The 26599-nt window shown below is 59.4% G+C and carries 28 protein-coding genes; 6 read left to right on the top strand and 22 right to left on the bottom strand.

Features of this window, described 5'->3' with window-relative positions; genetic code table 11:
* The first annotated feature begins 44 nt into the window (after positions 1-44).
* Positions 45-854 carry a YaaA family protein gene (locus PMX70_RS03785; RefSeq protein ID WP_271742923.1) on the top strand — a complete coding sequence of 270 codons (810 nt, stop codon included), beginning with the start codon at positions 45-47 and terminating at the stop codon, positions 852-854.
* A 40-nt stretch (positions 855-894) separates the two neighbouring features.
* On the opposite strand, the gene PMX70_RS03780 is transcribed toward PMX70_RS03785, so the two are convergent.
* A complete protein-coding gene (locus PMX70_RS03780) occupies positions 895-1410 on the bottom strand; it encodes a hypothetical protein (RefSeq protein WP_271742922.1) in 516 nt (171 codons plus the stop codon).
* Positions 1411-1581: 171 nt separating this feature from the next.
* Here PMX70_RS03780 and thiC point away from each other — a divergent pair, with 171 nt between their 5' ends.
* Together thiC and thiD are read left to right on the top strand one after the other, a co-directional pair.
* A complete protein-coding gene (gene thiC / locus PMX70_RS03775) occupies positions 1582-2916 on the top strand; it encodes a phosphomethylpyrimidine synthase ThiC (RefSeq protein WP_099431544.1) in 1335 nt (444 codons plus the stop codon).
* Positions 2917-3094: 178 nt separating this feature from the next.
* The gene (gene thiD, locus PMX70_RS03770) at positions 3095-3925 is read left to right on the top strand and encodes a bifunctional hydroxymethylpyrimidine kinase/phosphomethylpyrimidine kinase (RefSeq protein ID WP_117800350.1); all 831 of its coding nucleotides are present in this window, start codon (positions 3095-3097) and stop codon (positions 3923-3925) included.
* A 145-nt stretch (positions 3926-4070) separates the two neighbouring features.
* On the opposite strand, the gene PMX70_RS03765 is transcribed toward thiD, so the two are convergent.
* From PMX70_RS03765 to PMX70_RS03745, 5 genes are all read right to left on the bottom strand, one after another.
* The gene (locus tag PMX70_RS03765; protein WP_082435543.1) at positions 4071-4682 is read right to left on the bottom strand and encodes a pentapeptide repeat-containing protein; all 612 of its coding nucleotides are present in this window, start codon (positions 4680-4682) and stop codon (positions 4071-4073) included.
* A 79-nt stretch (positions 4683-4761) separates the two neighbouring features.
* Complete coding sequence (locus tag PMX70_RS03760) at positions 4762-5421, bottom strand: SGNH/GDSL hydrolase family protein (RefSeq protein WP_253056296.1); 660 nt, start codon at positions 5419-5421, stop codon at positions 4762-4764.
* A 75-nt stretch (positions 5422-5496) separates the two neighbouring features.
* Positions 5497-6627: a TIGR02452 family protein gene (locus tag PMX70_RS03755; protein WP_271742921.1), complete on the bottom strand. Its 1131-nt coding sequence runs from the start codon at positions 6625-6627 to the stop codon at positions 5497-5499.
* A gap of 138 nt (positions 6628-6765) precedes the next feature.
* Positions 6766-7461: a Bax inhibitor-1 family protein gene (locus PMX70_RS03750; protein ID WP_117757011.1), complete on the bottom strand. Its 696-nt coding sequence runs from the start codon at positions 7459-7461 to the stop codon at positions 6766-6768.
* Between the two features lie 80 nt (positions 7462-7541).
* Entirely contained in the window at positions 7542-7880 is a 339-nt protein-coding gene (locus PMX70_RS03745; RefSeq protein ID WP_118377353.1) for a hypothetical protein, read from the bottom strand.
* Positions 7881-8130: 250 nt separating this feature from the next.
* On the opposite strand from PMX70_RS03745, the gene PMX70_RS03740 reads away from it, so the two are divergent.
* The 3 genes from PMX70_RS03740 (at position 8131) to PMX70_RS03730 (ending at position 10685) form a co-directional block, all read left to right on the top strand.
* Positions 8131-9180: an inorganic phosphate transporter gene (locus tag PMX70_RS03740; protein WP_117584218.1), complete on the top strand. Its 1050-nt coding sequence runs from the start codon at positions 8131-8133 to the stop codon at positions 9178-9180.
* A 67-nt stretch (positions 9181-9247) separates the two neighbouring features.
* Complete coding sequence (locus PMX70_RS03735; protein ID WP_055251695.1) at positions 9248-9871, top strand: DUF47 domain-containing protein; 624 nt, start codon at positions 9248-9250, stop codon at positions 9869-9871.
* A gap of 283 nt (positions 9872-10154) precedes the next feature.
* On the top strand, positions 10155-10685 hold the full coding sequence (locus PMX70_RS03730; protein ID WP_117564643.1) for a nitroreductase family protein: 531 nt from the start codon (positions 10155-10157) through the stop codon (positions 10683-10685).
* Between the two features lie 165 nt (positions 10686-10850).
* On the opposite strand, the gene PMX70_RS03725 is transcribed toward PMX70_RS03730, so the two are convergent.
* The 16 genes from PMX70_RS03725 to ftsW all read right to left on the bottom strand — a co-directional run bounded on the left by PMX70_RS03725 (position 10851) and on the right by ftsW (position 26575).
* Positions 10851-11525, bottom strand: coding sequence for a DivIVA domain-containing protein (locus PMX70_RS03725; protein WP_117854958.1), 675 nt, complete (start codon positions 11523-11525; stop codon positions 10851-10853).
* 61 nt (positions 11526-11586) lie between these two features.
* Entirely contained in the window at positions 11587-11832 is a 246-nt protein-coding gene (locus tag PMX70_RS03720) for a YggT family protein (RefSeq protein ID WP_227790178.1), read from the bottom strand.
* A 57-nt stretch (positions 11833-11889) separates the two neighbouring features.
* Positions 11890-12612 (bottom strand): cell division protein SepF, encoded by a 723-nt coding sequence (locus PMX70_RS03715; RefSeq protein ID WP_271742920.1) that lies wholly within the window; start codon positions 12610-12612, stop codon positions 11890-11892.
* A 60-nt stretch (positions 12613-12672) separates the two neighbouring features.
* Positions 12673-13410, bottom strand: coding sequence for a YggS family pyridoxal phosphate-dependent enzyme (locus PMX70_RS03710; protein WP_089571590.1), 738 nt, complete (start codon positions 13408-13410; stop codon positions 12673-12675).
* 119 nt (positions 13411-13529) lie between these two features.
* The gene (locus PMX70_RS03705; RefSeq protein ID WP_117800724.1) at positions 13530-14387 is read right to left on the bottom strand and encodes a phosphate signaling complex PhoU family protein; all 858 of its coding nucleotides are present in this window, start codon (positions 14385-14387) and stop codon (positions 13530-13532) included.
* Between the two features lie 92 nt (positions 14388-14479).
* Complete coding sequence (pstB, locus tag PMX70_RS03700; protein WP_117776691.1) at positions 14480-15283, bottom strand: phosphate ABC transporter ATP-binding protein PstB; 804 nt, start codon at positions 15281-15283, stop codon at positions 14480-14482.
* A gap of 12 nt (positions 15284-15295) precedes the next feature.
* Positions 15296-16201, bottom strand: coding sequence for a phosphate ABC transporter permease PstA (gene pstA / locus PMX70_RS03695; RefSeq protein ID WP_271742919.1), 906 nt, complete (start codon positions 16199-16201; stop codon positions 15296-15298).
* Positions 16202-16204: 3 nt separating this feature from the next.
* A complete protein-coding gene (gene pstC / locus PMX70_RS03690; protein WP_271742918.1) occupies positions 16205-17131 on the bottom strand; it encodes a phosphate ABC transporter permease subunit PstC in 927 nt (308 codons plus the stop codon).
* A gap of 1 nt (position 17132) precedes the next feature.
* Positions 17133-17969 (bottom strand): phosphate ABC transporter substrate-binding protein, encoded by an 837-nt coding sequence (locus PMX70_RS03685; protein WP_271742917.1) that lies wholly within the window; start codon positions 17967-17969, stop codon positions 17133-17135.
* Positions 17966-18766, bottom strand: a complete 801-nt coding sequence (locus PMX70_RS03680; protein WP_271742916.1) for a purine nucleoside phosphorylase YfiH/LACC1 family protein — start codon at positions 18764-18766, stop codon at positions 17966-17968. Before PMX70_RS03680 ends, PMX70_RS03685 begins: the two co-directional genes overlap by 4 nt.
* A 210-nt stretch (positions 18767-18976) precedes the next feature.
* Positions 18977-20131, bottom strand: a complete 1155-nt coding sequence (ftsZ, locus tag PMX70_RS03675; protein WP_055251674.1) for a cell division protein FtsZ — start codon at positions 20129-20131, stop codon at positions 18977-18979.
* 199 nt (positions 20132-20330) lie between these two features.
* Positions 20331-21119: a cell division protein FtsQ/DivIB gene (locus tag PMX70_RS03670; protein WP_231501570.1), complete on the bottom strand. Its 789-nt coding sequence runs from the start codon at positions 21117-21119 to the stop codon at positions 20331-20333.
* A 424-nt stretch (positions 21120-21543) separates the two neighbouring features.
* Complete coding sequence (gene murB, locus PMX70_RS03665) at positions 21544-22455, bottom strand: UDP-N-acetylmuramate dehydrogenase (RefSeq protein WP_117564655.1); 912 nt, start codon at positions 22453-22455, stop codon at positions 21544-21546.
* Between the two features lie 5 nt (positions 22456-22460).
* Entirely contained in the window at positions 22461-23879 is a 1419-nt protein-coding gene (gene murC, locus PMX70_RS03660) for a UDP-N-acetylmuramate--L-alanine ligase (RefSeq protein ID WP_099431529.1), read from the bottom strand.
* Positions 23880-23976: 97 nt separating this feature from the next.
* Positions 23977-25092 (bottom strand): undecaprenyldiphospho-muramoylpentapeptide beta-N-acetylglucosaminyltransferase, encoded by a 1116-nt coding sequence (murG, locus tag PMX70_RS03655; protein WP_117637519.1) that lies wholly within the window; start codon positions 25090-25092, stop codon positions 23977-23979.
* A complete protein-coding gene (ftsW, locus tag PMX70_RS03650) occupies positions 25082-26575 on the bottom strand; it encodes a putative lipid II flippase FtsW (RefSeq protein WP_271742915.1) in 1494 nt (497 codons plus the stop codon). Before ftsW ends, murG begins: the two co-directional genes overlap by 11 nt.
* Between the last annotated feature and the right edge of the window lie 24 nt (positions 26576-26599).

Below are 26599 nucleotides of genomic sequence, written 5' to 3'. Positions count from 1 at the left end.
AGACCGTATTCCACCGCAACTTCCTTTTTGGCATAGGAGAGTTCATGCTCCAGGTCATCGTTTCACCCGCCAAGCAAATGCGCTCGGCCCAAGATGCTTTTGAAGTCCTGGGCATTCCACCTTTTGTGCACGAGACGGCTCGCATCCACCGCGCGCTGCAAGATATCGAGCGGAATGAAGGCAGCGGCGGTCTGCAGGCGCTATGGAACGTGAGTGACAAACTGCTGGGGCCTTGCCTCAACACCCTGCATGAGTTCGGGCCCATCTTGGGAAACGGCGATCTCGACAATCCCGCACTCGCCCGTCACCTCTCCCCTGCCGTCATGTCCTATCACGGAATTCAATACCAGAGCATGGCACCCGAGGTGATGGATTCCGCGCAGCTCGCCTGGCTGCAAGACCATCTGTGGATCCTCTCCGGCCTCTACGGGTGTGTTCGTCCCTTTCATGCCGTCGAACCGTATCGGCTGGAGATGGGCGCGAAGCTCGCCGTTGACGATGCCCGAGACCTCTATGCGTTTTGGAGCGACAAGCTCGCGCGGGCTATCGCCCCGGCAGGCTCAAACACCACGATCGTCAACCTCGCCAGCGTAGAGTACGCCAAAGCCGTTCTGCCCCATCTCGCGGGCGACGCCACGGTCGTCACGTGCCTCTTTGGCGAAGGCATCCGCAACGGCAAGCCCATCCAGCGCTCGACCGCCAGCAAAAAGGCACGTGGTTCCATGGTGCGCTGGATGGCAGAAAACAAGCTCGAGGATGTAAGCGGGCTCACCGCGTTTGACGTTGGTTATCGTCACTTTCCCGAGCTTTCAAATAAGAACACTTTGGTCTTCCTGAACGAACAGACCTTGTAGGACCACCGCTACTTTTGAATGTGCTGCCTAGGCACGGGGTCTATTCCGCCAAGCCGTCGGCTTTGCCAACTTCGTTTGTCGAGCCATCTTGGTAGGTAATCTTAACGTGCTCTACCTCGGACACCGCAACACCCGATGGGGGCTCCAAGCGCCATTCCGTCAGCGCGATATCCATAGTCGTAGGCACGTCGCCCTGATTCTTGAGCTTCACCGTCAGCGTTTTGAGCGCCGCATCATACGTCACGCGTTCGATTTCTTCGCCCGGAATAGACCCACCGCTCAACTGCAGCTGCACAAACTCGTCGCGCGGATACCAATAGTCGCCCGGCGCGGCAACGGTATTGCCGCCCGTAACCTTCACTGTCATGATCGGCAGGGCATCGTCGGCCTCGAACTCCCATGCAGCGCCGCCGTGACCGCCAAACGTCCAGATACAAAAGGCAATCACCAGCACGGCAAGCACCGCAAAACCAATCGCGACAAGGCCATGGTGCGCACGGCTTTCCTCGGCCGATACATCCCATTGCGTCTCTCGATATAGATGCTTGTCTTCCATGTTCGCCTCCCCACAGGCACGCTCGTTAGGCCAATCGTACCCATTCGAGCTATACTTGAGCCCATTACATAAACGGGGAGCTTGCAGGACAAGACGGCAGGCTGAGACTGGGCGCGCCCGCCCTGACCCGCAAACCTGATATGGGTAATGCCAACGAAGGGAGCCGTGCCAATGAGCACACAGACCGAGCCCAAGCTCGTCACGCAAATCGACTTCGCCCGCGCCGGGCAGATCACGCCGCAGATGAAGGAAGTCGCCGAGCGCGAGCATCGCGACCCCGAGTACATCCGCGAGCGCGTGGCCGACGGCCGCATCGCCATTCCCGCCAACATCGTGCACATCAAAAAAGGCATGCGCGCCTTTGGTGTCGGCGAGGGCCTGTCTACTAAGGTCAACGTCAACCTGGGCATCTCGGGCGATAAAGCCGATGCCGCCGAGGAATGGAAGAAGGTCAAGATCGCCGAGGACTTTGGCGCCGACGCCATCATGGACCTTTCCAACTCGGGCAAGACGCGCCAGTTCCGCCAGCAGCTCATCGACGAGACGCCGCTCATGGTGGGCACCGTCCCCATGTACGACGCCATCGGCTACATGGAAAAGCCGCTGGTCAAGCTGACCAAGGATGACCTGTTCGAGGTCGTGCGCGCGCACGCCGAGGACGGTGTGGACTTTATGACCATCCACTGCGGCATCAACAAGTCGGTCACCAAGACCTTTAAGGAGACCGGCCGCCTGATGAACATCGTCAGTCGCGGCGGCTCGCTGCTGTTTGGCTGGATGGAGGTCACCGGCAACGAAAACCCCTTCTACGAGTACTTTGACGAGCTGCTCGAGATCTGCCACGAGTACGACGTGACGATTTCGCTCGGCGACTCCTGCCGTCCGGGCTGCCTCTACGACTCCAACGATGCCACCGAGACCGCTGAGATGATCGAGCTGGGCAAGCTGTGCAAGCGCGCTTGGGCCGCCGGCGTCCAGGTCATGGTCGAGGGCCCGGGTCACATGGCGCTCGACGAGATCGCCGCCAACATGAAACTGCAGAAGCGCCTGTGCCACAATGCCCCGTTCTATGTGCTCGGGCCGCTGGTGACCGATATCGGCGTGGGTTACGACCACATCACCGCTGCCATCGGCGGCGCCATCTCCGCCAGCTCCGGTGCCGACTTCCTGTGCTACGTGACGCCGGCCGAGCACCTGTGCCTGCCCAACGCCCAGGACGTGCTCGATGGCCTCATGGCCACTAAGATTGCCGCGCACGCCGCCGATATCGCCAAGAAGGTGCCGCACGCCCGCGACATGGACGACAAGATGGGCCAGGCACGCCGCAAGCTCGACTGGGATGCCATGTGGAAGTGCGCGCTCGACCCGGTCACCGGCAAGAAGCGCTACGAGGAGTCCCCCGCCGCCACCGAGGGCACCTGCACCATGTGTGGCAAGATGTGCGCCGTCCGCACCGTCAACAAGGTGTTCGAGGGTACGACGATCGATCTCGGCATGGAGGACTAACTCGTCACCGGAGCCACAATCGGTAACATGGTGTTCGTCAATTGTTGACGTGTGAACATTTGCTTACATTTGCGTAAAGATTGCATCGCCCGCCCGGGTTCGACATAGAGTCGGCCCGGGCATCTTTATAATGCTGGCTTAAAGACCCATTTGATTCCGACCGAACAAGGGAGCAAACATGGATCGCAGTAAGGTACCTGCCGTCCTGTCCATCGCAGGATCCGATTCCAGCGGTGGCGCCGGCATTCAGGCCGACATCAAGACCATCACGGCGCACCGCCTGTATGCCGAGACGGCCATCACCGCCATCACCGCACAAAACACGCTCGGTGTCACCGCCGTGCAGAATATCTCCCCTGATATCGTCGCTGCGCAGATCGACGCCGTATTTGACGATATCCGCCCCAGCGCCGTCAAGATCGGCATGGTTTCCTCTGCCGAGATTATCGAGGTTATCGCCGACCGCCTGAGCGCCTGGAACGCGACAAACGTGGTCGTCGACCCCGTCATGGTAGCCACCTCGGGCGCACGGCTGATTGCCGAAGATGCCGCCGAGGCGCTCACCCGCCGCCTGTTCCCACTAGCAACCGTCATCACGCCCAATATTCCCGAGGCCATGGCCCTGCTTGACTACGAGGTCGACTCCGAGCGCACACAGCAAAATGCTGCCATGCTCCTCACCCGCCGCTTTGGTTGCGCATCCCTCGTTAAGGGTGGGCATCTTGTCAACGAGGCCAACGATGTATTGGCCGAACCCGCGCCGCTCGATGACGAGGGCAACCATCTGGGCGATCCGCTCACCACGTGGTTCCGCCACAAGCGCATCGAGACCGACAACACACACGGCACCGGCTGCACGCTTTCGTCCGCCATCGCCTGCGCGCTGGCCCAGGGCATGGATCTTGCCGATGCCGTCAATGCGGGCAAGGCATACCTGACAGGCGCTCTGGCCGCCGGCCTGAACATGGGCAAAGGCTCCGGCCCTGTCAACCACATGTGGCAATACTAAATAGCCAGTAACCTGCCAAAAAGAGACAGGCTACCTTGCACCAAAAACCGTCGCAACATTCGATGAAAATCGTGCAAACGCGAAAAATCATTAAATGTTGCGACGGTTTGATTTTAGATAGCGGTCGAGCAAAGGACCAGAGCGCCTATTCGTCGGCGAGTTGAATTCCCAACAAACCCGAGAGTGCCAGCGCCTGCTCGGCATTGACCGTCAAGCCACGCAACTCATGGTAATCGCCCGAAACAACGGGCGCTGCAAATGTACAGCGCGACACATCAACGCCGGAAAGCGACGTCTTGAACACATCAACACGCGTCAGGTCACAGCCATCCAGGCGTATCTGACCCAGCTTGGCACCCTGAAACGCAGCCTCTCTCAGACGTGTATCGCATGCTGTCATAGGGCCAATGCGTCCCTCCGAAAGGTTCGCATAGCTCAAATCGCACGATCCAAACGACACGCTCGACAGGCGCGCCTTGAGCAAGTTGAGTCCCGGTGCCGAGCAGTCAACGAAGTCGCAGCGGCTGAGCCAGCAGCCTTCCATGTTGCAGCGGATAAAGCGGCAACCGCGAAACACCACGTCGCGAAACGTCGAGCCGCTCCAGTCAACGCTATCGAACTCGCAAGATCGGAACACAACGCCATCGAAGGTCGCGCCGTTCGCCACGTCGTAGGCAAGATCCAAATCCTCAAAAGCGGTATTGGAGACGAGCTCATCGCCCTCGGCAAAGAGGTCGATGAGCTCGTCCATGCCCATATGGCAGCCAATCCGTTCGTTTACCCGGGCAAAACCACCGCAAAGGTGCCTGTCCCCTTTGCGGTGGCTTGGGGTCGCGCTACTCACCGAGCATCTCTTGGAGCTTGGCTGCCACGGCATGTCCCAAGCTCTCGTGGCTTTCGGGCATCATATGCAGATAATCGATATCGCCCGGCTCGGCAAAGTCGGCGGCATTCAAAAAGTCGCAGCCAAACTGCTCAGCCACATGCGCGTAGTACTCACCAAAATGCTCAGATGCCTCAACGGAATGCTCGTCAAAGTCGGTCATATACACATCGGCGATCTGCAGCTTAATCTTGATAGGCGCCATCAGCAAAATGCGCGGGCAGGGCGCGGCATCGGTCCAGGGAAACGCGCGGACGGCGCGAATCAGTGCCATGGCGCCACGGGCGATATCGGAAGCCGTCACGTTAAAGACTGTCTTACAGTCGTTGGTGCCCAGCATAATCACAATGGCGTCCAGCGGCTTATGAGCCTCGAGCAGCATCGGAAGCGCACGAATACCGTTGAGGTTGGTGTCCAGGTGGCACATATCGTCGCGCACCGTCGTGCGGCCGTTGAGCCCCTCCTCAATCACATGCCAGCCCTCGCCCAGATCACGCTGCGCCACGCCACACCAGCGCACATCCCGCGCATAGCGCACCGCGGTGCCGTCGCGCATACCAGCCGGATCGTAACCATAGGTGTTGCTGTCGCCAAAGCATAGAACGTTTTTCATCGTAAGCTCCCCACTCAATAAAAAGCCGACGGGAGCAGCCCCCGTCGGCTCGGCATGTCGCATCACGCGCACAGTTTACAAGTATTTGCGCCAGTCGTCGTCATCCTCATCGTCCTCGGCAGCGGCCTGAGCCTGCTCGGCGGCACGGGCGGCCGCAGCGCGGGCGGCAACCTGGGCATAGGACTCCTCGTTGCACTCGGGGAAGCTTGCCAACACGTGCTCGAACTTGGCGAAGTCCTCGTCCCAGCGCGTAGAGGGCACAGCAAAGAAGACCTGCTTGACCTTAAAGTCGCCCGATGCGAGCTCCTTTCGGAAGAGCTCGGCCACGGCCTCGGCATCAAAACCGTTGTTGTCGCAACCCCATGCGCCCAGCACGAGCTTCTCGCGACCTAGCTCGTCGCAGATGGCGAACACAAAGCGGATACGGTCGCGCAGAGCGTCCAGCAGCGCATCGTCGCTCACGCGGTACTCCTGGCGTGCGCGCTTGGCATTGGGCGCGGCGGCCACGATCACATCGGCATACGCGTGCACATGATTGCGGTCGAAACGCACCGCAGGCACCACCAGCGCACGGTTGCGGTAGAGCTCGCAGTTGATATTGCGGCGGCGGTTCTCGCCGTACCATTTGCGCTGCTTATCGAGCACGTTGTACAGATACGAATCGGCACAGAGCGTGGCCTCCTGGCCCAGATAGCCCTGGATATAGCCGCCACCCGGGTTGGTGAACGAGGCGAAGGCGAGCACCGCCATGTCGCAGAACTGCGCATAGCCACGGCCGTTGTCCAGAATGGCCTGCGTGGCGGAGGCATCAAGCACGGTGACCTCGGGCAGGGTCGGAGCGGGCTCCTCGGCAGGCGCGGACTCGGTCTCTGCGGGTTCCTCGGCAGGCGCAGACTCGTCCGTGACCTCGGTCTCGACGGACGCAACCTCAGCGGCCTCGACCTCGGCGGACTCAGACTCCTCGGCAACCGCCTCCTCGGCAGCCGCTGCCTTCTGGGCCTTGGCCTTCATCGCCGCGACAAAACCGGCAGGCATACCGTCGAATTCGCGAACGCCGGCAAGCGAGCGCTCGATATCCTTGGCACACGCCTCGGACACAGTTGCCACGTGACGCTCGGCGGCCTTGGCGCGAGCCTCGCGCTTGGGGTTGGGCTGCCCTGCGCGGCCGGTCCTGCGGTTACGGTTCCTGTTGTCGACGTCTGCCATAAGTGGTCACCTTTCCTATCGCTGCCGCTATCGGCTTTTTCCCATCCATGATACCCCGCCGCGTACAAAAAAGACGGCCCCGAAGGACCGCCTTTCGCATCGATTTACACGCACAGCAAGCATCGCGGCAATTCGCCGCTAGTCGCGACGACCAAGGATATTCAGGATACGCAGGAACACGTTGATGATGTCCACGAACAGGTTGGATGCCATGAGCACGGCGTTGGGCAGCGTGGGCGGCACCGTCGTGGCCACATAGGTGTCGTAGCCGATGAAGCCGGCGAACACCACGATCACGATCAGGTCGGTGATGGACTGCGAAACGCCCATGAACATCAGCACGATCTCGACCAGAATCGTGGCAAGCAGGATGCCAAAACCAATGCCATACACACGCTGGAAGAACTTGGGGAAGGTCACGCCCAGCGCACCAAAGACAAAGGTGATGGCGGCCGTGGCGATAAAGGCGGTGTTAATGGTAGGCAGGTCGTAGTTGGCAAGACCAAACGACGCCGTCAGGCCAAAGGTGCTCGCAAAGACCACGTAGCCCACGAGTGACAGGCCCACGGACTGTTTGCTGGCAGCAGCCGACATCATGACCATGCCGACGATGGTCAAAATAAATGAGCCAAAGACCAGCGGCAAAGCGGCGCCGCTCATCATCATGCGCGCAAACGACATGGTGCTCGTAAAGTAAGCACCGGCGCCCATGGCGCAAAAGCCCAAAAAGATCAGAGCAGACATGACAAGGTTGTACGCGCGCGGCGACATCTCCTTGGCACGGCTTGCGCCGGTCTCGATGGGGCCATTCTGATAGCCCTGGATATCGTTCATAATTTCGTCCTTTCAAAAAGCACCGCGACGGCGCCGTAGCTGACAAGTTTCCTGCCATTGTACCCGAACGCCACGCGTTCTTACCTGCGGCGCTCGCTCTCGAGTGTTCGGTCGAACGCCCACACCCACCAACGCATCAGATGAGTCTGCGAGCCATCCGGTCGCTCGCGTGCCTGTTCTTCCAGATACAGTTCGGTCGCATGTCCGCCAAAACGAACCTTATAAGTCGCCGTACGAATGCCGTGAACCGTCAGGCCAAAACCGGTGGACGAGACAATCTCGTCAATCGTAAAGCAGCGACCGTCAACCCAGCAGACGGTAACCGGCACAACCTGTCCGCCCGCGAGAATGCGAGCCACGACGTCCACATACTGCTTGTGCACGCGCCGAGTTTTGCCGTCTGTCTGTCGATATTCCATGCCTCCTATTATCGAACGCATGTTTGCATATTGTAAAGCGAACAGACTGTGGTTTTGGGGTGTTGGGGCGCGCACACGTGTCCTCATGGTGTGTTAGCAAAAAGAACACCCACGGTCAACAGGGCTAATATTCATTTTTAGTGCCAAAAAATTCACTGCTCCCATCAGAACTCGGTAAAGAAACCCGCAGGAGGTGATACGATTTATCATGTTTCTGTAACGTGCCTGCAAACTTCGAGAAAGCCCATATATGGACGTAACGTTCTCAACCTTCCTCGGCCAACTTGTGTCGAACCCAGTCCTTGCCGTCACCGTGATCCTCGCGCTCGGCGCCATCTTCGTCAATGGATGGACCGACGCACCCAACGCCATCGCGACCTGCGTCACTACGCGTTGCATGCCCGCCCGCGCCGCTATTCTCATGAGTGCCGCATTCAACTTCCTTGGCGTGCTCATCATGACGCACTTTAACGCGAGCGTCGCCAACACCATCTCCCATATTGTCGACTTTGGCGGAAACAGCACCATGGCGCTCGCCTGTCTGTGCGCGGCACTGTTCTCCATCGTCGTCTACGGCGCCACAGCGTCGCGTTTTGGCATCCCCACCTCGCAAAGCCACAGCCTTATCGCCGGCCTGACCGGTGCCGCCATCGCCCTCGGCGGTGCGAGCAGCGTCAACGTCCACGAGTGGATGAAGGTCATCTACGGCCTGGCGCTCTCCATCGGTCTGGGCTTTGTCATGGGCTGGGTCCTGTGCAAGCTCGTCTCGATTCTTTTCGCCGCCGCCAACAGGCGACGTGCCAATGTCTTCTTTAAATACGCTCAGATCGCGAGCGCTGCGGCCATGAGCTTTATGCACGGCGCGCAGGATGGACAGAAGTTCATCGGCGTGCTCTTTTTAGGCGTGGCCTTTGCCAGCGGCCAGACGAGCGTCGGCGATGCCGGAATCCCCATCTGGATTATGCTGCTATGCTCGGCCACCATGGGCATTGGCACCAGCGTGGGCGGCGAGCGCATCATCAAGTCCGTTGGCCAGAGCATGGTCAAGCTCGAAAAGTACCAGGGCTTCTCCGCCGACCTGGCGGGCGCCGCGAACCTGCTGCTTGCCACCCTTACCGGCATCCCCGTGTCCTCCACGCACATCAAGACCTGCGCCATCATGGGCGTCGGTGCCGTCAAACGCCTCTCGGCCATCAACTTCGGCGTCGTCAAGGACATGATGTTCACCTGGTTCTTCACCTTCCCCGCCTGCGGACTCATCAGCTTTGTCATGGCCAAGCTGTTCATGATGTTCCTCTAGGCACACCGAGCGTCCATCCGGACCGCAAAACTTCGCCCACCCGTCTTCGCCTCGAAAGGACCCACTCATGGCAAAGAAACCCGATTCGTTCTACTTTGACAACTACGTCGCCTGCGCCGACCTTGCCGTCCAGGCCGCCGAGCTGCTTACCAAGATTTTCGAGAACTTCGATCCCGCGAAGATTCACGATATGCTCGACAAGATGCACGCGATCGAGCATGCGGCCGACAAGAAGCACCATGAGCTTGAGGACGCCCTGCTCACGGCCTTTATCACCCCGCTTGAGCGCGAGGACCTGGATCTGATGAGCTGCTCGCTCGACACCGTGCTCGACCGTATCGAGGGTGTCGTGCAGCGCGTCTACTTCACCAACATCCAGAGCATCCATCCCGACGCCATCGTCATCGCCCACAAGGTGACCGACGCCTGCCGCGCCATGAAGGACCTGATGGTCGAGCTGCCTAACTACCGCAAGTCCAAGACGCTGCGCGAGCTCGTCATCCAGATCAACACCATCGAGTCCGAGGCCGACGAGCTCTATATCAACGCCATGCGCAACCTGCACGTCAATGGCAAGGACCCGCTCGAGGTCATCGCCTGGCGTGACGTATACGCCTTCCTGGAGTACTGCGCCGACTGTTGCGAGAATGTGGCCGATGTCGTGGATTCGATTGTCATGAAGAACAGTTAATTGGGGGTACGTGTCCCGGCGGCGAAGGGCCGGCCACGGTTTGCTTTCTCACTCCGGCTGCTTTGCAGAGTCGTTCGAAAGTAAACCGTGGCCGGCCCTTCGCCTTACGTACCACCATTGGGAACTTTGGCTGATAGATTTAGCGCGATGGGGGTTTGGCTGAAGGGACCTTTGGTATCCGTTCGGACACTTTGGCCCTTGATGAGCGTTTGGCTGATTGCTGCTTTGGGTACTCTTTGGGTTACTTTTGGTTTATTTGATTTTTAATTTTAGGAGGGCTTGTATGTCTTATTTGGATCTGGCTCGTGGTCGGTATTCTTGTCGTTCTTTTGAGGACCGTTCTGTTGAGCAGGCTGTGGTGGATGCCATTGTTGAGGCTGGGCGTATTGCTCCTTCTGCTTGTAATAATCATCCAGCCCGTGTGATGGTGCTGGATACGCCTGAGCTGTTGGAGAAGGCTGCTGCTTGTCAGCCTCGGTTTGCTCGTGATGGGTCCATCTTTGGGGCTCCGCTTGTCTTCCTTATTTGCAGCGTTACCGATGATGCTTGGGTGCGCCCGTATGACCAGATGAATTCCAGTGAAATCGATACGTCCATCGTGTGTGATCAGATGATGATGGAGGCCACCGAGCAGGGCCTGGGAACGTGCTGGGTATGCCATTTTAAGCCTGAGGTGGCACAGGAGCAGTTCAATCTGCCCAAGGGCGTCTATCCCTATCACATGCTCGTCTGTGGCTATCCTGCCGACCACATCGCAGACCCCGAGCATCGCGAGGCCCGCACTATTCCCCTCTCCAACTTCCTCCTCAAGTAGTTTTTAGACATACCTTAAAATCTACCTTTTACCACGCGCCCTTCGCCGAGTTCTGTCCTATCGCATGCAGAGCTCGGCGTTTTGTTTCCCAACCCGTATACAGCCACAAAAAAGGAGCCCGCAGGTGCGAGCTCCTCTTAAGGACACTAGATTGTAGCTCTGATGCTAGTCCAGGTCGTCGGCAGCAAAGTTGTCGATCGGGGCAAAGGGATCGGCCACGGGGACAACCGGGTCAGCGACGGGCAGCGGCTCGGCGGGAACAGTCACCGCAGGAGAAGCGGCAGAACCGACCGGCGTGGAGGCCATGAGGTCGCCCGGGAAGGAGTTCTGGGCATCGTCCATGAAGTGCTGGATGAGCTTGAGATACTCGGCCTTGAACTCCTCACGGGAAGCCTTGAGACGATCGATTTCCTCGAGCTCGGCCTGCTTCTCGGTCAGAGCCTGGCGGATAACCTCGCGGGCCTTAGCGTCAGCCTCGTTGCGGATACGCTCAGCGTTCTCGTTGGCATCGTTGACGATGGTCTCAGCGGTCTGCTGGGCAGCGATCAGGGCAGCGGAAATCTGGCGCTCCTGAGCGGAGAAGTCAGGGGCGGGAGCAGCCACGGGGGCGGCAGGAACGGCTTGGGCGGTGGCATCCTGAGCCTGGGCAAGCTGAGCCTGCGCATCGGCAAGCTGCTGCTCGGTAGCAGTCAGACGACCCTTAAGGTCGACGATCTTAGCGAGCATAGCGTCAACCTCGGAGGACAGTGTCTCCAAGAAGACGTCGACCTCGGCAGGATCGTAGCCACGCTTGGCCTCAGAGAAAGTCTGAGCCTGGATGTCTGCAGGGGTAATAGCCATAACAAGTCTCCTTTTTCATCGCCTCGGCGCTACACGCCCGACGTAAGTTACTAAGTCAGTTCTACACGAGTATACCTATAAGAAGCTGCAGAACCAGCCTCTGCACCAACTGTAACGCAATAATCGCAACGACCGGCGAAAAATCGATACCGCCCATCGGCGGGATGAAACGACGGAACAGGTTGAGCCACGGACCGCACACGCTATCAAGCACCGCGGCAATATCCTGAAGCAAACCACCCTGCTTCATGGGAATCCACGTCATAAAGCAGTAGACGACAATGAGCGTGGAATAGAAGTTGAACAGCGTGTTGACCAGCTGGACGATAGTGTAGATGTTGATGGGAATCTCCTCGTCTTGTCTTTACTTAAGGTAGCCGTCGGCACGAAGCTTCTTGAGATCGGAATCTTTGACCTCGCAACCGGCGGGCAGCACCATGAACACGCGGTCGCCTACCTCCTTGACCGTGGCGCCCAGACCGCAGGCAAAGCCGTAAGAGAAGTCCAAGACGCGCTTGGCAACTTCGGTGCGTACGCCCACAAAAATCAGTGCGACAGGCTGCTTGGTGCGAACGCGGCGTACCACGGTCTCCACGTCGTCATAGCTCTCGGGGCGCAGGACATAGGCCGGCAGCTGCGGCGTGGCGTTGATGATATTGCTCGCATAGGCCGAGGCATCGCTCGGTGCAGGCGCGGGTGCAGCGGCGGCACGGGCGCGGGTGTTCTCGGCGTAGCTCGACGGCGTGTCATAGGCACCAGGACGATAACCGCTCGCAACGCTGTCCTGCGAGCGCGAAGGCGGGTTATACGTCGTGGCATGGCGGGAGTCATCGCCGACCAGCTGACCGGAGCGCGTATACACGGCAACCGACTCAGCTTCACCGCGGCGCGTCTGACCAAGCAGGCCGTTGCTCGGCTCGTCTTGGGTGTAGAAGCCCTCGCCCGAAGCACCGCTGTAGCCGTTGCCCTGATAACTATCGTCATAGCCGTCATCGTAGCCGCAGTCGTCGTCCTGGCCATAACCCTGGTCGTAACCCTGCTGGCCGCCCAGGTGCATCTTATTTTTAATCTCGTCAAGGAAGCCCATGGTTGTGTCCTCTCGCGGTTTAGTGCAGGCGCCCCGATAATCAGTGCGCACTTCAGAGCCTTATTTTACTGCAAACTCCGGGCTAAATACTACCCTGCCCAGGCGAACGAGCGTAGAGCCCTCCTCAAGGGCAGGCTCAAAGTCCTCGCTCATGCCGCAGGAAAGCTCAGGCAGGTTCAAATCGGGATGCGCCGCCTCCAGCTCATCCCTCAGCTCACGAAGCCCCGCAAAGGTGCGGCGTGCCACATCCTTATTCCCCCGGGGCGCCATAGTCATAAGCCCCTGTACGCAAATTCCCTCAAGTTCCGCAAGCTCACCCGCGGCGGCGCGAATCTCATCGGGCGAAAAGCCTCCCTTCGACTCCTCACCACTCACATTGACCTCGATGAGCACACGCTGGGGGCCGGCGAGCTCGCCTGCCTCGATCTTGCGGACAGCACGGCTCGAGATCGCCTGTGCCAGATGCAGCGAACCCACCGAGTGAATCAGCTCGGCTGAGCCCAGCACCGCATTGATCTTATTGGTCTGCAGGTTGCCGATCATATCGAAGCGCACCTCGGGCAGCTCCGGATGCTCCGCCAGACCCGTGAGCTTGCGAACCAGCTCCTGCGGGCGGTTCTCGGCAAAATGGCGATACCCCGCCTGGATGGCGGCAACGGTCTCATCGACACCAACGGTCTTGGACACGGCAATGAGGCGTGCGGCGTCGTGGGGGCGGCCCGCGCGATCGAGCGCCGCATAAAAACGTTCCAGAATCTGCTCGCGGCGAGCGCGCATCAAGTCCAAATAGTTATCCATTGCTAATCGCCTCCGCTGACAGCCAAACAAGTAGTCCCATGCTAACGCAAGAGCGCGGTCCCGCATGTGCAAGGCCGCGCTCACTTAGGTATTTACAATCTTTCGACGAACGGGGTCACTTACTCCTCGTCGTCCTCGCCATCGTCCTCGTCCTCAAGATGATCGAGCAGGTAGCGAAGACCCTCGCTGACCTCGTTGGCGGGCACCTTGGCAACGTAACGCGCGTCGACGGCAGGCCTCATGATAACACCCTCGCCCGAAGGCACGCGCATGCTCTCGAGCTCATCCTCGTCCACACGGGCGATATCGCCGGCGTTCATACGCTGACCAGTCAACAGGAAGGTCAGACGGCAAGCGGCATCGATAGAAATGGAAGCGATACGATCGAGGTAGCGCGAAACCATGATGGCGCGGCGTAGGTCGTCATAGTTGCTGTCGTCGTCCATAAAGTCGCCCGTATCCATACGGTTAAAGGTGCGGAAGAACTTCTCGTAGGCAGCGTGCACTGGCTCGTCCTCGACGGCCAGGTTGCAGATGATAGACATATCATTGGTGACGAGCGCAGAAAGCGAAGAGCCCAGCACCTGGTAGACGGCCTCAGCCTCGGCCTCAACCGTGCCGACAAGCTCCTTGGGCAGCGAGATGTCGGCCTTGATCATATGACGCGTGGCACGGCAGATCTGACGGACCTTATCGGTCATGCGCTGCAGGTTAAAGTCGACGTAGATGATCGTCTGAAGCAGGCGGAAGTCGGAGGCGACCGGTGACTGCGTGGCGATCAGGTTGTAGCAGACGGCCTCCAGGTTGGCGCAGCGCGCGTCAATCGAAAGCGTGCGCTTCTTGGTCTTGGTGGCGAGCTTGCGGTCGTCGGTCACATAGGCCTTCACGGCATCGTGGAGGGCCAGATCGACGGCCTCATAGATGCTCAGCATCTCGTGACGGGCCTCGACGAGCTGACGGGAAAACAGTTTGCGCATGGTTCACTCCAATCAGTTGGGTGCGGTCATGCCGCCCGCACAGTGAATACGCACCGGACTAGGTCCGATCGGCTTGGGACTAGTCGCACCGATCAGCCAAAGCGGCCGGTGATATAGTCTTCCGTCCGCGAGTCCACCGGACTGGTGAAGATCGCGTCGGTTTGACCATACTCGATGAGCGTGGCGGGCTCGCCGGCAACTTCCTGCAAGAAGAATGCGGTGTAGTCGCTGATACGAGCTGCCTGCTGCATTGAATGCGTGACGATGATGATCGTCATCTCGGGCGCCAGCTCGGCCATCAGATCCTCGACCTTAGAGACGGACGTGGGGTCGATGGCGGAGCAGGGCTCGTCCATCAGAAGGACATCGGGTTGCACCGCAAGCACGCGCGCGATGCACAGACGCTGCTGCTGACCGCCCGAGAGCGCCAAACCATCCTTGTTGAGCTGATTGGATACCTCTTTCCAGAGGTTGGCGCGCTTGAGCGATTCTTCCACGATGTCATCGAGGTCGCTTTTGCTAGTCACGCCCTGTAGACGAGGGCCAAAGGCGACATTCTCGTAGATGGATTTGGGAAACGGGTTGGGCTGCTGAAAGATCATGCCCACGCGACGACGGAGGTCGACCGGGTCGACGCCCTCGGCATAGATATCATTGCCGTCGAGCGTCATGGTGCCCTCGACGCGCGTACCCTCGATCAGATCATTCATGCGGTTGATGCAGCGCAAAAACGTCGACTTGCCGCAGCCCGAAGGGCCAATGAAGGCGGTGATGGCGTTTTTGGCGATGTTGAGGTCAAGCCCCGTCAGCGCATGAAAGTCACCGTACCAAAAGTTGAAATCCTTGGCCGTAATGGCCGCTTGCTCCAGCGTGGGAGCGGACTGATAAACGGACATGGGACTCCTTAACTAGCGACGCTTGCGCGACAGGAAGCGCGCAAACAGGTTGAAGGCCAGAATGATCACCATCAGCAAGAGCGCGGTGCCGTAGGCTGCGTTCATGTTGATGCCGTCGTTGGCAAGCAGGTACAGGTGAACCGTCATGGGGCGGCCGGAATCGAGCGGCGAAATAGGTAGATTGATGGCTTGGCCCATGGTGTAGAGCACCACCGCGGTCTCGCCAATGGCGCGGCCGATGGCGAGGACGATGCCCGTGGCAACACGGCCAAAGGCAGAAGGAAGCACAATCTTGGAGACAACCTGCCACTTGGTGGCGCCCAGGCCGTACGCGCCCCAACGGATATAGCGCGGGACGGCGCGAATGGCCTCTTCGGTGGTGCGCATGACGATGGGAAGCATCAAGAGCGCGAGCGCCAGAGCGGCCGAGACCATCGAAAGGCCCAGGCCCATGGCCTCGACAAACAAGGCGTAGCCAAACAGGCCCATAACGATGGAGGGCACCGAGGCCAAAGCGTCAGCAGCGTAGCGAATGAGCTCGACGACCTTGCCCTGCTTGGCGTACTCGGCCAGATAGACGGCTGCCAGCACAGCGATCGGCGTGCAGATAAGCATGGCGAGCGCCGTCACATAGACGGTCGAGACGATCGTGGGCCAAATTCCGCCCTCGGCGTTGACGCCCTGGGGCCAACCGAAGATAAAGTCGAGCGAGATATGCGGCAGGCCGTTAATGACCACATAGGCAATGATAGCGACAAGCACCAGCGTGGTGATGTATGCCGCGGCACGGAACACGCCAAGCATGATCTTGTTGGACAGGTCCTTGTTGATGCGGCCCTTCTTGCCATGGGAAAGGGCACGCTTGATGCGCTCGCGCGACGAGGTCGTATCGACCGTCGTGTCAACGGAATCGGACATAGCCTACCCCCTCTTCTTCTTGGAAATCAGACGGACGATGCCCACCAGCGTGGCGGAGATGATAAACAGGACCACGCCCATGCCGAACAGCGCCGAGCGGTGCAGACCCGAGGAATAGCTCATGTCGAGCGCAATCTGGCTCGTGAGCGTCGAGATGGGGCTCGCAATGCTGTCGGGAATAACCGGGGCGTTACCCACGACCATGAGCACGGCCATGGTCTCGCCGATGGCACGGCCCATACCCAGCACGATGGCATCCACGATACCCAGCTTGGCGGCAGGTAACACGACCTTATAGATAGTCTGCCACTTGGTGGCGCCCATGGCATACGATGCCTCGCGAATGCCCATGGGAATGGAATTGAGAGCATCGATGGTAAGCGTCGTGATGGTGGGCACGATCATAATGGCGAGCACGAACCACGCCGTCAGCGCGCCAAAACCAAGACCGCCGGTCAGTTGTGCGATAAACGGGCGGATGATGATCATGCCAAAGAAGCCATAGATGATAGAAGGGATGCCGGCCAACAGGTCAACGGCAGGGCTGATGAGCTTGCGCACGCGCTTGCTGGCGATCTCGACCAGATACACGGCCGTGCCCACGCCTAGGGGCACACCCATGGCGAGTGCACCGACGGTCACCAGACCCGAGCCGGCAAGCAGCGACACGATGCCGTAGTGACCCTCAGAGGGCGCCCACGTAAAGCTAAAGAAGTCCGCCAGACCGATGTCGGTAAAGACGGGCAGCGCCGAGTACGTGGTAAAGACAAAAATCAGGATGACGGTAACAACCGCCAAGAACGCGCAGGCAAAGAAGATCCACTGCAGCGCCTTCTCCTTGATATAGGTGCTGCGCGATACGAGCGCCAGCTCGCGCTTCTTGGGCGCCTGACCATTCTGCTCAGTCTGGGAGTTTTCCTGTGCTTCCATGCTACTCACTCCCCTTCTCGTCGTTGGTGACGGGGATAAAGCCCGCCTCGCGAATCTGCTTGTCCATCTTTTCGGACGTCACATAGTCGATGTAATCCTGCGCCTGCTGCGAAGGCGCACCCTTCACAAAGAAGTAAAGGTCGCGTGAGATGGGATAGCCGCCGCTCGCGACCGTCTTCTCGGACGCCTCAACATGATTGACCGAGACGGCCTTGACCGAGGTCTTGGCGTTGAGGCTATCGACGAAGCCCAGCGAAATGTAGCCGATAGCCCCGCGCGAACGAGATACCACGTCGCGCACCTGGCCCGTGCCCGAAAGAACGGCGGAGCGGCGATCGAACGGGGTGCCGTCCATCACGATGGTGCGGAAGGCTTCACGCGTGCCAGACGCCTCATCTCGGTTGATAACCTGAATCCTCAGGTCCTCGCCACCGACTTCTTTCCAGTTGGTGATCTTGCCGGCATAGATATCGCGGAGCTGCTCGGTCGAGAGGTTATCGACGGGGTTGTCTTCGTTCACGATGACCGCGATACCGTCGTGGGCAATGACGATGGGAGTCAGGCCCAGATCCTGTTCGTCGGCATTGAGTCCACGGGAGGAGCTGGCGATATCGGCCGTGCCAGCGCTGACGGCTTCGATGCCAGCGGAAGAGCCCAAACCGGAAACGAGCACGTCGATGCCGGTCTCCTCCTTAAAGCCCTCTGCCGCAATCTCGGCGATAGGAAGGCAGGTCGTGGAGCCGGCCACGGTAATGGAAGAGGCAGAAGATCCCGAAGAACAGGCGCACAGCGTAAGCGTAAGCACAGCGGCGCTCAGGACCGATACGATCTTTCTCATAGCATCACGCCGATCGCAGCATGGCGCCCACAGGTGCCGTCCTCGTTACGGTAGGAATAAAAGCGGTCGTTCTGACGCACAGTCGAAAGCTGGGTATCCACGATATTATCCACGTCCACACCGGCATCTACCAGCGTCTCACAAATGGCAGCGGAAAGATCGAGCATGCGAGAGGCACTCGCATCGATACAAGAGAACTCGACGGCAAAGCGATCCATGAGTTCCTGGGATACCTCATATTCGTCAGCCAAGATATGGGGGCCGATATAGGCGGAAACGTCGCTCGCATCGCAGCCGGCAGCATCGCAAAGCGCCTGGCACGCCTTGGCAGAAATACGTGCAATCGTGCCCTTCCAACCGGAGTGCACCACGGCAAATCCGCCAGGGGCCACCTGCACCACGGGAACGCAGTCGGCAAAGCAGAGCAGCACGGGCACGTCATGGGCCGTACAGACGATGGCATCGCAGCCCTCGGCAATCTGCTCGCGAACAGCCTCAAGATCGTCGGCGCCGTTCGAAGTCACCGTAACGATATGGTCACCATGTACCTGATTGGGCACGAGCAGATTATGCTCGCACTCAGTGGCGCCCATAGCTTCGAGCGCTCGACGACGATTTTCTTGAACAGCAAAGGGGTCATCGCCTACATGCGAGCCCAGGTTGAGCGAGGAGTACGCATCTTCAGAAACGCCACCGGTGCGCTCGGTAAAGGCAAAGCGGACATCGGATGTCGCGCCCTCCACCAACGTAACTCCATCATGGTCGACACGCGAAACGTTGTCCGCACGTGCTGCCATACTAAAGCCTCCTAATAACACAAGTACCGCGGCGTCGCCGCGCAGTCCGCGTTTATACGGCTGTCATACTTCCTTAAAAGGATACCCGCAGCGGTAGGGACCAAACGTAAAGGGAACGTAAGGAGATTGGAGGCTTTCGTTTACAAACGAGAAAGAAAACGGGGTGCATCCAAATGGACACACCCCGTGCAGGTCGTTGAGAAAAACGAACTAGAAGCTACCGCGCTTCAGGAAGTCGGGAAGCTCGAACTGGTCGTTGCCAAAGTTGGGCAGCTCGGTACCACCGACGTTGCGGGTCGGAGCGGCCTGAGCCGGGCTGGCAGCCGGAGCGGTGCGCTGCGGCTCAGCGGAGGCAGCGGCCTTGCTCTGAGACTGCTGAGCAGCAAAGAGCTCATCCTGACGGTTGACATTGGAGTCGGAGAAGCCCGTAGCGATGACGGTGATACGCACCTGATCGCCCAGGGACTCGTCGACAACGGTACCGAAGATGATGTTGGCCTCGGGGTCGACGGCGTTGGCGACAACGTCGGCGGCGTCGCTGATCTCCTGGATGCCCAGGTCCTTGGAACCGGCGATGGAGAGCAGAACGCGCGTGGCACCATCGATGGAGCTCTCGAGCAGCGGGCTGGAGATGGCCTGCTGGGCAGCGTCGACGGCACGAGTATCCCCAGAAGAGGTACCGATACCCATCATGGCGGTACCGGCCTGCTTCATGATGGTCTTAACATCGGCGAAGTCCAGGTTGATGATACCGGGGACGGTGATGAGGTCGGTGATGCCCTGGGTGCCCTGGGAAAGGACGCCATCGGCAATCGCGAAGGCCTCGAGCATGGTGGTCTTCTTCTCGGCGATGTCGAGCAGCTTATCGTTAGGAATGACGATCATGGTGTCGACGCAATCGGAGAGGGTCTTGATGCCCTCCTCGGCGCTCTTCTTGCGCTTGCGGCCCTCGAAGGTGAAGGGCTTGGTCACGACGGCGACGGTCAGTGCGCCGACCTCGTTCATCGCGATATCGGCAACGATGGGAGCAGCGCCGGTACCGGTGCCACCGCCCTCACCGCAGGTGATAAACACCATGTCGGCGCCAGCGAGCGCCTCGGCAATGTCGTCGCGGGACTCATCGGCAGCCTTGCGGCCAACCTCGGGGTTGGCGCCGGCGCCCAGGCCGCGGGTAAGGTCGGTGCCGATGTGCACCTTGATATCGGCATCAGAGATCGCGAGTGCCTGAGCATCGGTGTTGATGGCAACAAACTCGACGCCGCGGATGCCCTCTTCGATCATTCGATTGACCGCGTTGGTACCGCCGCCGCCGACGCCGACCACCTTAATGACGGCAAGGTAGTTGTTGATCTCTGTCTCGTGCATGTCGGTCCTCCGAACAAAGGTTATAGCCATAGCATGGGTCGACCCCTGCGCACATTAACCTTCAGGTTGAAAGTAAATGCAAAGGTAAACCGTATTATGTTTGCACATTATGAACGTATCAGTCAAATAATTGACCGTGAAAACCAAACAAACCAGATAAACGGCTTGGTATGGCCCCTCAACAAAGCATCAACCAGCGCTACGAGGTCGGAGCATTCCTAAATGTGTAGTTGCCCGGAGAGCGCACATTGATATACGTTACGCCCTCTACCTGCGAAAGCAACTTGGTGACTACGCGTTCCTTCTTGGCGATATCGTCCGAATCGCCCAGCGACACCTCAATGCCGTTATTGAGGTTTGCCGAGATGGCTTCGACCGAAGGCGTGGAAATATCCTTGACTTGTCCCAAGAACTCGCTCGAAAAACCACGCACATAATCCAGGCCGGCCTTAACGGCCTTGGAGTTCACCGCCTGGCCGGAAACCGGAGCGACATCCGCCGAGACATCAGTCAACAACACCGCGCCATAATGCTTGGCGAGCGCCAGCGCGGCATCGATTCCGGTCAAGGTATTTGAGCCCTGCCCTGTCGTGATGACGTTGCCCTGGTCGTCCACTTCGACCGACGTCGACAGCGGGGCGATCCAGGTGTCATCGTCTCCGATAGCCCAGGCAAGGTCGTCGGAGCTGATATATGCAATGGCGATAACTTTACGCTCCGTCGGCGTGATGATAAGCGTATGGGGAAACTGGCGCTGGACATCCACGCCCGAGACCCACGGGTTCTGCTTGAGATCCTCGGTAATCTGGTCGGGATCGACGTTAAAAAGCGACGTTCCCTCGGGCAAGTCGATCAGCTGGATAGCATCGTGCTTCGTCACATGCTCGCTGCCTTGAATCTGAATATCAGTGGCAGTAAACAATCCAGAGTTAATCACCACGATGGCAACGACGACGAGCACGGCCAAGACGGCCAGAACGCCGCCCACGATTTTGCCTTTGCCTGTAACGACAGAAGCGTCGTCTGATGTTTTATTTGCCATCGCTCCAAGTGAAGATAACGGGTTGAAACCTTTTTTACTCGAAGGCTTCTTGGCGGTAGCCGGCACCGATGTCAGCGAGCGCGGTTTCGATGCGCCCAGCGTGCGACCTGGACGCGCCGCTTTAGTTCCCGTCGAGGGCTTGGGAGTTGCCATGGGACGGGCAGGCTTGGCGCCCATAACAGGCTTTGACGTCACCGAGGGACGCGAGGACTTTTTTGCGGCCGGACGATTACCGAGCTGCGAGCCGACGACCGGTCGACTGGTCTGTCGAGCATGCCCGACAGACTTAGAGTGCGCGACGGTATTGCGTTGAGGTTTGGCAGGCGCGCCGGAACGCCCTCCGGCGCGGCGGAAGGTAGGTTTCGATGCTCTAGAAGCCGAGGAATTTAACTTCCGGTCTGAGCTCGATGCCATACGCCTCCCTCACCTTTCCGTGCACATGTCTGATAACCGCGGCAACGTCATCGGCCGAGGCAGTTCCGTTATTAACGATAAAATTAGCGTGAACGGGCGAAACTTCCGCGCCGCCAATCGAAAAACCCTTTAATCCACAATCCTCGATAAGCTTGCCCACACTCGCATCGGGCGGGTTGCGAAAGACAGACCCGCAGGATGCGCGACCCATGGGCTGCGTACGCTTGCGCCTTGTAAGGTACCGCTCCATGCGCTCGCGAATGTCGGCCTTGGGCGCCGGTTTAAGCTTGAACACGCACTCGAGGATGATCTCATTGCGGGGAAGGCTACATTCGCGGTAGCCCCAAGTGATCTCGGACCCCGCATAATGCTTGATACCGGATGCCGGGTCAAACGTTACGACATCCTCAACCAGCGAGCCAATCCACTCGGTCCGCGTGCCGGCATTCATAGATATCGCACCGCCGACCGAACCAGGAATGCCAACGGCAAACTCAAGGCCCGAGAGGCTACGCGACAGGGCATCGTTGACCAGGCGCGCAAACATCACGCCCGCACCGACCGTCAGCGTACAACCGTCATCGGCAACAACCGTGCGCTGAAACTCACGTCCGAGCGAAATGACGGCACCGCGATAACCGCCATCGGCAACCAGCAGATTGGAGCCCTTGCCGATGATGACCCACGGCACCTGCTCGCGATCGAGCACCGCCACGGCGCGGCGGAGGGCATGATAGCTATGGCACGTCACAAAGAGGTCGGCCTTGCCGCCGATACGATAGCTCGTATGACGCGCAAGGCGCTCGTCCTCGATCACATCCGTGTCGATCATGCCCGAGAGCGCCATGACGGCGTTAAACAGACCCATTAGACTTAAGCGTCTTTCTTGGCAGTCAGATACTCAATGAACTCGGGACCGACGGTCGTAACGTCGCCGGCACCCATGGTGAGCAGCAGGTCGCCCTCGCCCACCATCTGCTCGAGCTCCTGATTGAGCTCAAGACGGCTGGAGCAGTACACGACCTCCTTGCCAGGATGCTTGGCGCGCACGGTATCGGCGAGCATCTTAGAGGTGACACCCGGAATGGGCATCTCGCCAGCCGAGAACACATCAATCAGCAGCAGTTTATCGGCATTGGCAAATGCATCGGCAAAGTCGTCGCACAGGGCCTGCAGGCGCGAATAGCGGTGCGGCTGGAACACGACGTCGACGTGCTTGTAGCCCAGCGACGAAGCGGCGGCAAGCGTCGCCTTGATCTCGGTGGGGTGATGGCCGTAATCATCGACCACGGTGATGCCATCGATATCGCCCACGTGGGTAAAGCGACGGCGGACGCCCTCAAAGCTCGAGAGCGCCTTGGCGGCGGCGTCGATGTCAAGGCCCAGGACATGGGCGACGGTGAGCACGGCCGTGGCGTTGAGCATGTTGTGGCGACCGGGATTGCTCTTGATCTCCACAGCGTGCTCAGTGCCGTCCTCAAAGCGAACGATAAAGTCACTCTGGATGCCCTTGACATCCGGGTGCACGCAGACGATGTCGTTGCTCTCGGCAAAGCCGTAGGAAAGCACGTGACGGCCCGTCGACTTGGCGAGCTCGACCAGATGCGGGTCCTCGCCGCAGACGATGACGGTGCCGTCCTCGCCCACCAGGCTCATGAATTTGGCGAAAGTTGCCTCGATCTCCTCGATACCCGAGTAGTGATCGAGGTGGTCGGCCTCGACGTTGGTCACAATGACCACGTTGGGGTTCAGGAACAGGAAGGAGCTGTCGGACTCGTCGGCCTCGGCGACAAAGTAGTCGCCCGAGCCGTTCTTGCCGTTCGTGTCATAGCCCTCGACGATGCCGCCGATCAAGAAACTCGGATCCAGACCCATGCGGTCGAGCATAGTGGCGCACATCGAAGACGTGGTGGTCTTGCCATGCGTGCCGGCAACAGCGACGGTGGTGTAGCCGTGGCCCAAAGCAGAGAGCATCTTGGCACGGGGCCACACGGGAATACCAAGCTCGCGAGCGCGAACGAGCTCAGGGTTGGACTCCGGAATAGCGGTGGAGACAACAACCACGTCGGGCTTGACCTCGTCGATCGTGGCTGCCTCATGGCCCACGTGCACCTTCACACCAGCGCGGGTAAGCTGGCGGATATAACGTGACGTCTTAAGGTCGGAGCCGGTAACGGCATAACCGCGCTCGTGCAGAACGAGGGCGATGCCGCTCATGCCGGCGCCGCCGATACCGATAAAGTGGGCGCTCTTAAACTCGGGCGCGGAGGTTGCAGTCTGGGAATCAGCCATGTGCTCGTGTACTCCTTGCGTAAACACTGCCTGTAACCCGTTAACTGTACCGCACCTACCGCATCAGCGCGAGGGCGACCGACGATATCCCGTCTAACTAACGCAAACCCTCTACCGCATCGGCCAGAAGAGCGGCGGCCCTATCCTGAGCCAGACCACGCGCCGCCTGACGCATGACGTCGCGCTCTGCCGCGTCATCGACCAGGTGCAGCAGCTCATCGGCAAAGGCAGAACCGTCGATATCGGCATCGGCACAGAGCACGCCGGCCCCGGCGTCGACCAGATAACGGGCATTGGTGGTTTGGTGGTCGGCCGTCGCATGCGGATACGGCACGAGTATCGAGGGCACGGCGAGCGCAGCGATCTCGGCCACGCTCGATGCACCCGAACGCGAGAGCACCAAATCGGCAGCAGCCAGCATATCGCCCATGTTGTCGATGTAAGGCTGGACGCGGTAACGCTTCGCCTCCTCGGGCGTCAGCGCCAAAGCGCGCTCGGTCTCCTCAAAGCCGTCGGCACCCGTCGAATGCAACACATAGAGGTTCTTGCGCGAAAGCAGCTCGTTTTTGAGCGAAACCGCGCGCTCGTTGAGGTGCTGGGCGCCAAGTGAACCGCCAAAGACGAGCAGCAGCGTAGCGTCCTCGGGAACGCCAAGTGCCTTGCGGCCGCGAGCGCGATCGCCCTCGATCACCGAGCGACGTACGGGGTTGCCGGTCATGAGCACGTGGTCAGGGTCACCTTCGCGCTCAAAGACCGAGCGCGCTGCCGGCACCGAGATGCACACGCGAGCGGCGTGGGAGTTCATCATCTTGTTGGCCAGGCCCGGAACAGAGTTCTGCTCATGTAGCAGATACGGAACGCCTGCGCCCTTGCACCACCCCAGCAGCGGAACCTCGACATAGGCACCAAAACCGATGGCAGCATCGGGCTTGCCGACCTTTGAGAAATGACTGGCGAGCGCACGCTTGGCCTTGTTGACACGCCACAGCGAGGTCAGCGCCGTCCAGGGACGGGAGCGGTCGAAGCCCGTGACCGTAATGGGCACAAAATCAAACCCAGCCTCGGGGACCAGACGACCCTCGAGCTTGCGCGACTGGCCCACGAACACAACGTGGTGGCCACGGTCATGCAGCTCCTCGGCCAAAGCGAGCGCGGGGTTAATGTGTCCTGCCGTGCCGCCGGCTGCAATAGCAACGGTCATCTTATCGGTCATGGTAGTCCCTTCGTACACGCGGTCCCTGGTCGTCGGTGCGCAAACGCGCCGACGGGTCCGAGTTCAAATCGATTCGATTATATCCGCCGCCCGCGCTGCGAGGGCTGGGGCGCTGCGGACGACCTTGCGGCGCCGTCCGCGGACGTGGACGAGCTGCCGGCTCGGTCGCAGAGCCATCCAGAACGGTAAAGCCGCTACGCGAAGGTCGTTCACCGCGCACATGGGCCACGCCGGCGGTGCTCTCGTCCATAACGGCAAAGCTCTCACGGCGGCGGTCATACTCATCGCGGCGGGCGCTCTCGTACGAAACGCGCAGAATCAACCCGGCAAGCATAAGCGACACGATAATCGACGAACCGCCGTAGCTAATAAACGGCAACGGTTTGCCCGTCATGGGAAACACGTTGAGGATGCCAAGCGCGTTAATCAAAAACTGCACCGCGAGAATGACCGCGGAGCCAGACGCCATAAGCGCGCCCCGACGATCGGTCGCCTGCTCGGCAATGCGAAACGCCGAGTAGATCAGCATCGCAAACACCAAGAAGAACAGCACGGTTCCGACAAAGCCGACTTCCTCGCCAATGATGGCCAGGATGTAGTCATTGTGCGCCTCGGGCAGATACGAGTACTTCATGGTTGAGTTGCCGATGCCACGGCCGAACAGACCGCCCGAGGCAAAGGCCATGATGGCAAGCGTGGCCTGATAGCCGTCACCATACTCATCAGCCCAAGGGTTCAAGGCAACCTGAATACGCACCATACGGTACGGCTCTGCGACAAGTGCAATCACGATCACGAGAATGCCGAAGATTAGCACGCCGATGATAAATCTCGGGTCGAGACCCGCAAACAACGCCATGCACATGAGGGTCAACAGGATGATCAGGACAGTACCGAAATCGGGCTGGATAAAGATCAGAAAGAGCGAAATACCCAGGTAGATGCCCATCTTGCGAAGGAATTCGTTGATGTTGCCACCGGGCGAAAAGAAGCGATCAAGCATGATGGCCGAATACGCAATGGCAAATGGCTTTAAAAACTCGGAAGGCTGGAACTGAATACCGGCGATGTTGAGCCAGCGCGTGGCGCCACGGCTGCCGCTGCCCACCAAGAACACCAGAAACAGTAGCCCTATCATGCCGATAAGGAAGATCCTAAGCACATCCTCCCCAAACCAGCTGTCCGGCAAAACGCGCACGATGGCAATCAGCGCCAGAACACCAACCACGGCAAACGCGGCCTGTCGACCCAGGAAAAACGTCGCCGAGCCATTCTCGTGCAGCGCCTCGACCGAAGACGCCGAGTACACCATCAGCAGACCAAAGCACACCAAAGTAAACAGGCAGGCCATAAATATCAGACGGGGGCGCATGATGCGGGCGGGAACGCCGGCAATATAGCGTTCGCTAAACGACTGCCCGCCGCGACCGGAACGCGGTGTGCTGCGCCGCGAGGAAGCACGGTCCGAGTCGGGCCTCCTCATACCTTGTCGGGGGCTCTCCTCTCT

Origin of the sequence: Collinsella aerofaciens (assembly GCF_028206795.1) — a bacterium.
GTDB lineage: Bacteria > Actinomycetota > Coriobacteriia > Coriobacteriales > Coriobacteriaceae > Collinsella > Collinsella aerofaciens_AX.
Note: the sequence above shows the minus strand (reverse complement) of the source record. Positions and strands in the feature narration are given on the sequence as shown.

What these genes read in the sequence shown, in the direction of transcription:
- murC (WP_099431529.1), bottom strand. Translation starts at nt 23,879, where the DNA reads ATGGCTGATTCCCAGACTGCAACCTCCGCGCCCGAGTTTAAGAGCGCC.
- PMX70_RS03730 (WP_117564643.1), top strand. Translation starts at nt 10,155, where the DNA reads ATGTCTTATTTGGATCTGGCTCGTGGTCGGTATTCTTGTCGTTCTTTT.
- PMX70_RS03745 (WP_118377353.1), bottom strand. Translation starts at nt 7,880, where the DNA reads ATGGAATATCGACAGACAGACGGCAAAACTCGGCGCGTGCACAAGCAG.
- ftsZ (WP_055251674.1), bottom strand. Translation starts at nt 20,131, where the DNA reads ATGCACGAGACAGAGATCAACAACTACCTTGCCGTCATTAAGGTGGTC.
- thiD (WP_117800350.1), top strand. Translation starts at nt 3,095, where the DNA reads ATGGATCGCAGTAAGGTACCTGCCGTCCTGTCCATCGCAGGATCCGAT.
- murG (WP_117637519.1), bottom strand. Translation starts at nt 25,092, where the DNA reads ATGACCGATAAGATGACCGTTGCTATTGCAGCCGGCGGCACGGCAGGA.
- PMX70_RS03725 (WP_117854958.1), bottom strand. Translation starts at nt 11,525, where the DNA reads ATGGCTATTACCCCTGCAGACATCCAGGCTCAGACTTTCTCTGAGGCC.
- PMX70_RS03680 (WP_271742916.1), bottom strand. Translation starts at nt 18,766, where the DNA reads ATGGCAGCACGTGCGGACAACGTTTCGCGTGTCGACCATGATGGAGTT.
- PMX70_RS03750 (WP_117757011.1), bottom strand. Translation starts at nt 7,461, where the DNA reads ATGAACGATATCCAGGGCTATCAGAATGGCCCCATCGAGACCGGCGCA.
- PMX70_RS03705 (WP_117800724.1), bottom strand. Translation starts at nt 14,387, where the DNA reads ATGCGCAAACTGTTTTCCCGTCAGCTCGTCGAGGCCCGTCACGAGATG.
- murB (WP_117564655.1), bottom strand. Translation starts at nt 22,455, where the DNA reads ATGGGTCTGTTTAACGCCGTCATGGCGCTCTCGGGCATGATCGACACG.
- PMX70_RS03765 (WP_082435543.1), bottom strand. Translation starts at nt 4,682, where the DNA reads ATGGGCATGGACGAGCTCATCGACCTCTTTGCCGAGGGCGATGAGCTC.
- PMX70_RS03755 (WP_271742921.1), bottom strand. Translation starts at nt 6,627, where the DNA reads ATGGCAGACGTCGACAACAGGAACCGTAACCGCAGGACCGGCCGCGCA.
- PMX70_RS03785 (WP_271742923.1), top strand. Translation starts at nt 45, where the DNA reads ATGCTCCAGGTCATCGTTTCACCCGCCAAGCAAATGCGCTCGGCCCAA.
- PMX70_RS03715 (WP_271742920.1), bottom strand. Translation starts at nt 12,612, where the DNA reads ATGGGCTTCCTTGACGAGATTAAAAATAAGATGCACCTGGGCGGCCAG.
- thiC (WP_099431544.1), top strand. Translation starts at nt 1,582, where the DNA reads ATGAGCACACAGACCGAGCCCAAGCTCGTCACGCAAATCGACTTCGCC.
- pstC (WP_271742918.1), bottom strand. Translation starts at nt 17,131, where the DNA reads ATGGAAGCACAGGAAAACTCCCAGACTGAGCAGAATGGTCAGGCGCCC.
- PMX70_RS03710 (WP_089571590.1), bottom strand. Translation starts at nt 13,410, where the DNA reads ATGGATAACTATTTGGACTTGATGCGCGCTCGCCGCGAGCAGATTCTG.
- pstB (WP_117776691.1), bottom strand. Translation starts at nt 15,283, where the DNA reads ATGTCCGTTTATCAGTCCGCTCCCACGCTGGAGCAAGCGGCCATTACG.
- PMX70_RS03740 (WP_117584218.1), top strand. Translation starts at nt 8,131, where the DNA reads ATGGACGTAACGTTCTCAACCTTCCTCGGCCAACTTGTGTCGAACCCA.
- ftsW (WP_271742915.1), bottom strand. Translation starts at nt 26,575, where the DNA reads ATGAGGAGGCCCGACTCGGACCGTGCTTCCTCGCGGCGCAGCACACCG.
- PMX70_RS03685 (WP_271742917.1), bottom strand. Translation starts at nt 17,969, where the DNA reads ATGAGAAAGATCGTATCGGTCCTGAGCGCCGCTGTGCTTACGCTTACG.
- PMX70_RS03735 (WP_055251695.1), top strand. Translation starts at nt 9,248, where the DNA reads ATGGCAAAGAAACCCGATTCGTTCTACTTTGACAACTACGTCGCCTGC.
- pstA (WP_271742919.1), bottom strand. Translation starts at nt 16,201, where the DNA reads ATGTCCGATTCCGTTGACACGACGGTCGATACGACCTCGTCGCGCGAG.
- PMX70_RS03760 (WP_253056296.1), bottom strand. Translation starts at nt 5,421, where the DNA reads ATGAAAAACGTTCTATGCTTTGGCGACAGCAACACCTATGGTTACGAT.
- PMX70_RS03780 (WP_271742922.1), bottom strand. Translation starts at nt 1,410, where the DNA reads ATGGAAGACAAGCATCTATATCGAGAGACGCAATGGGATGTATCGGCC.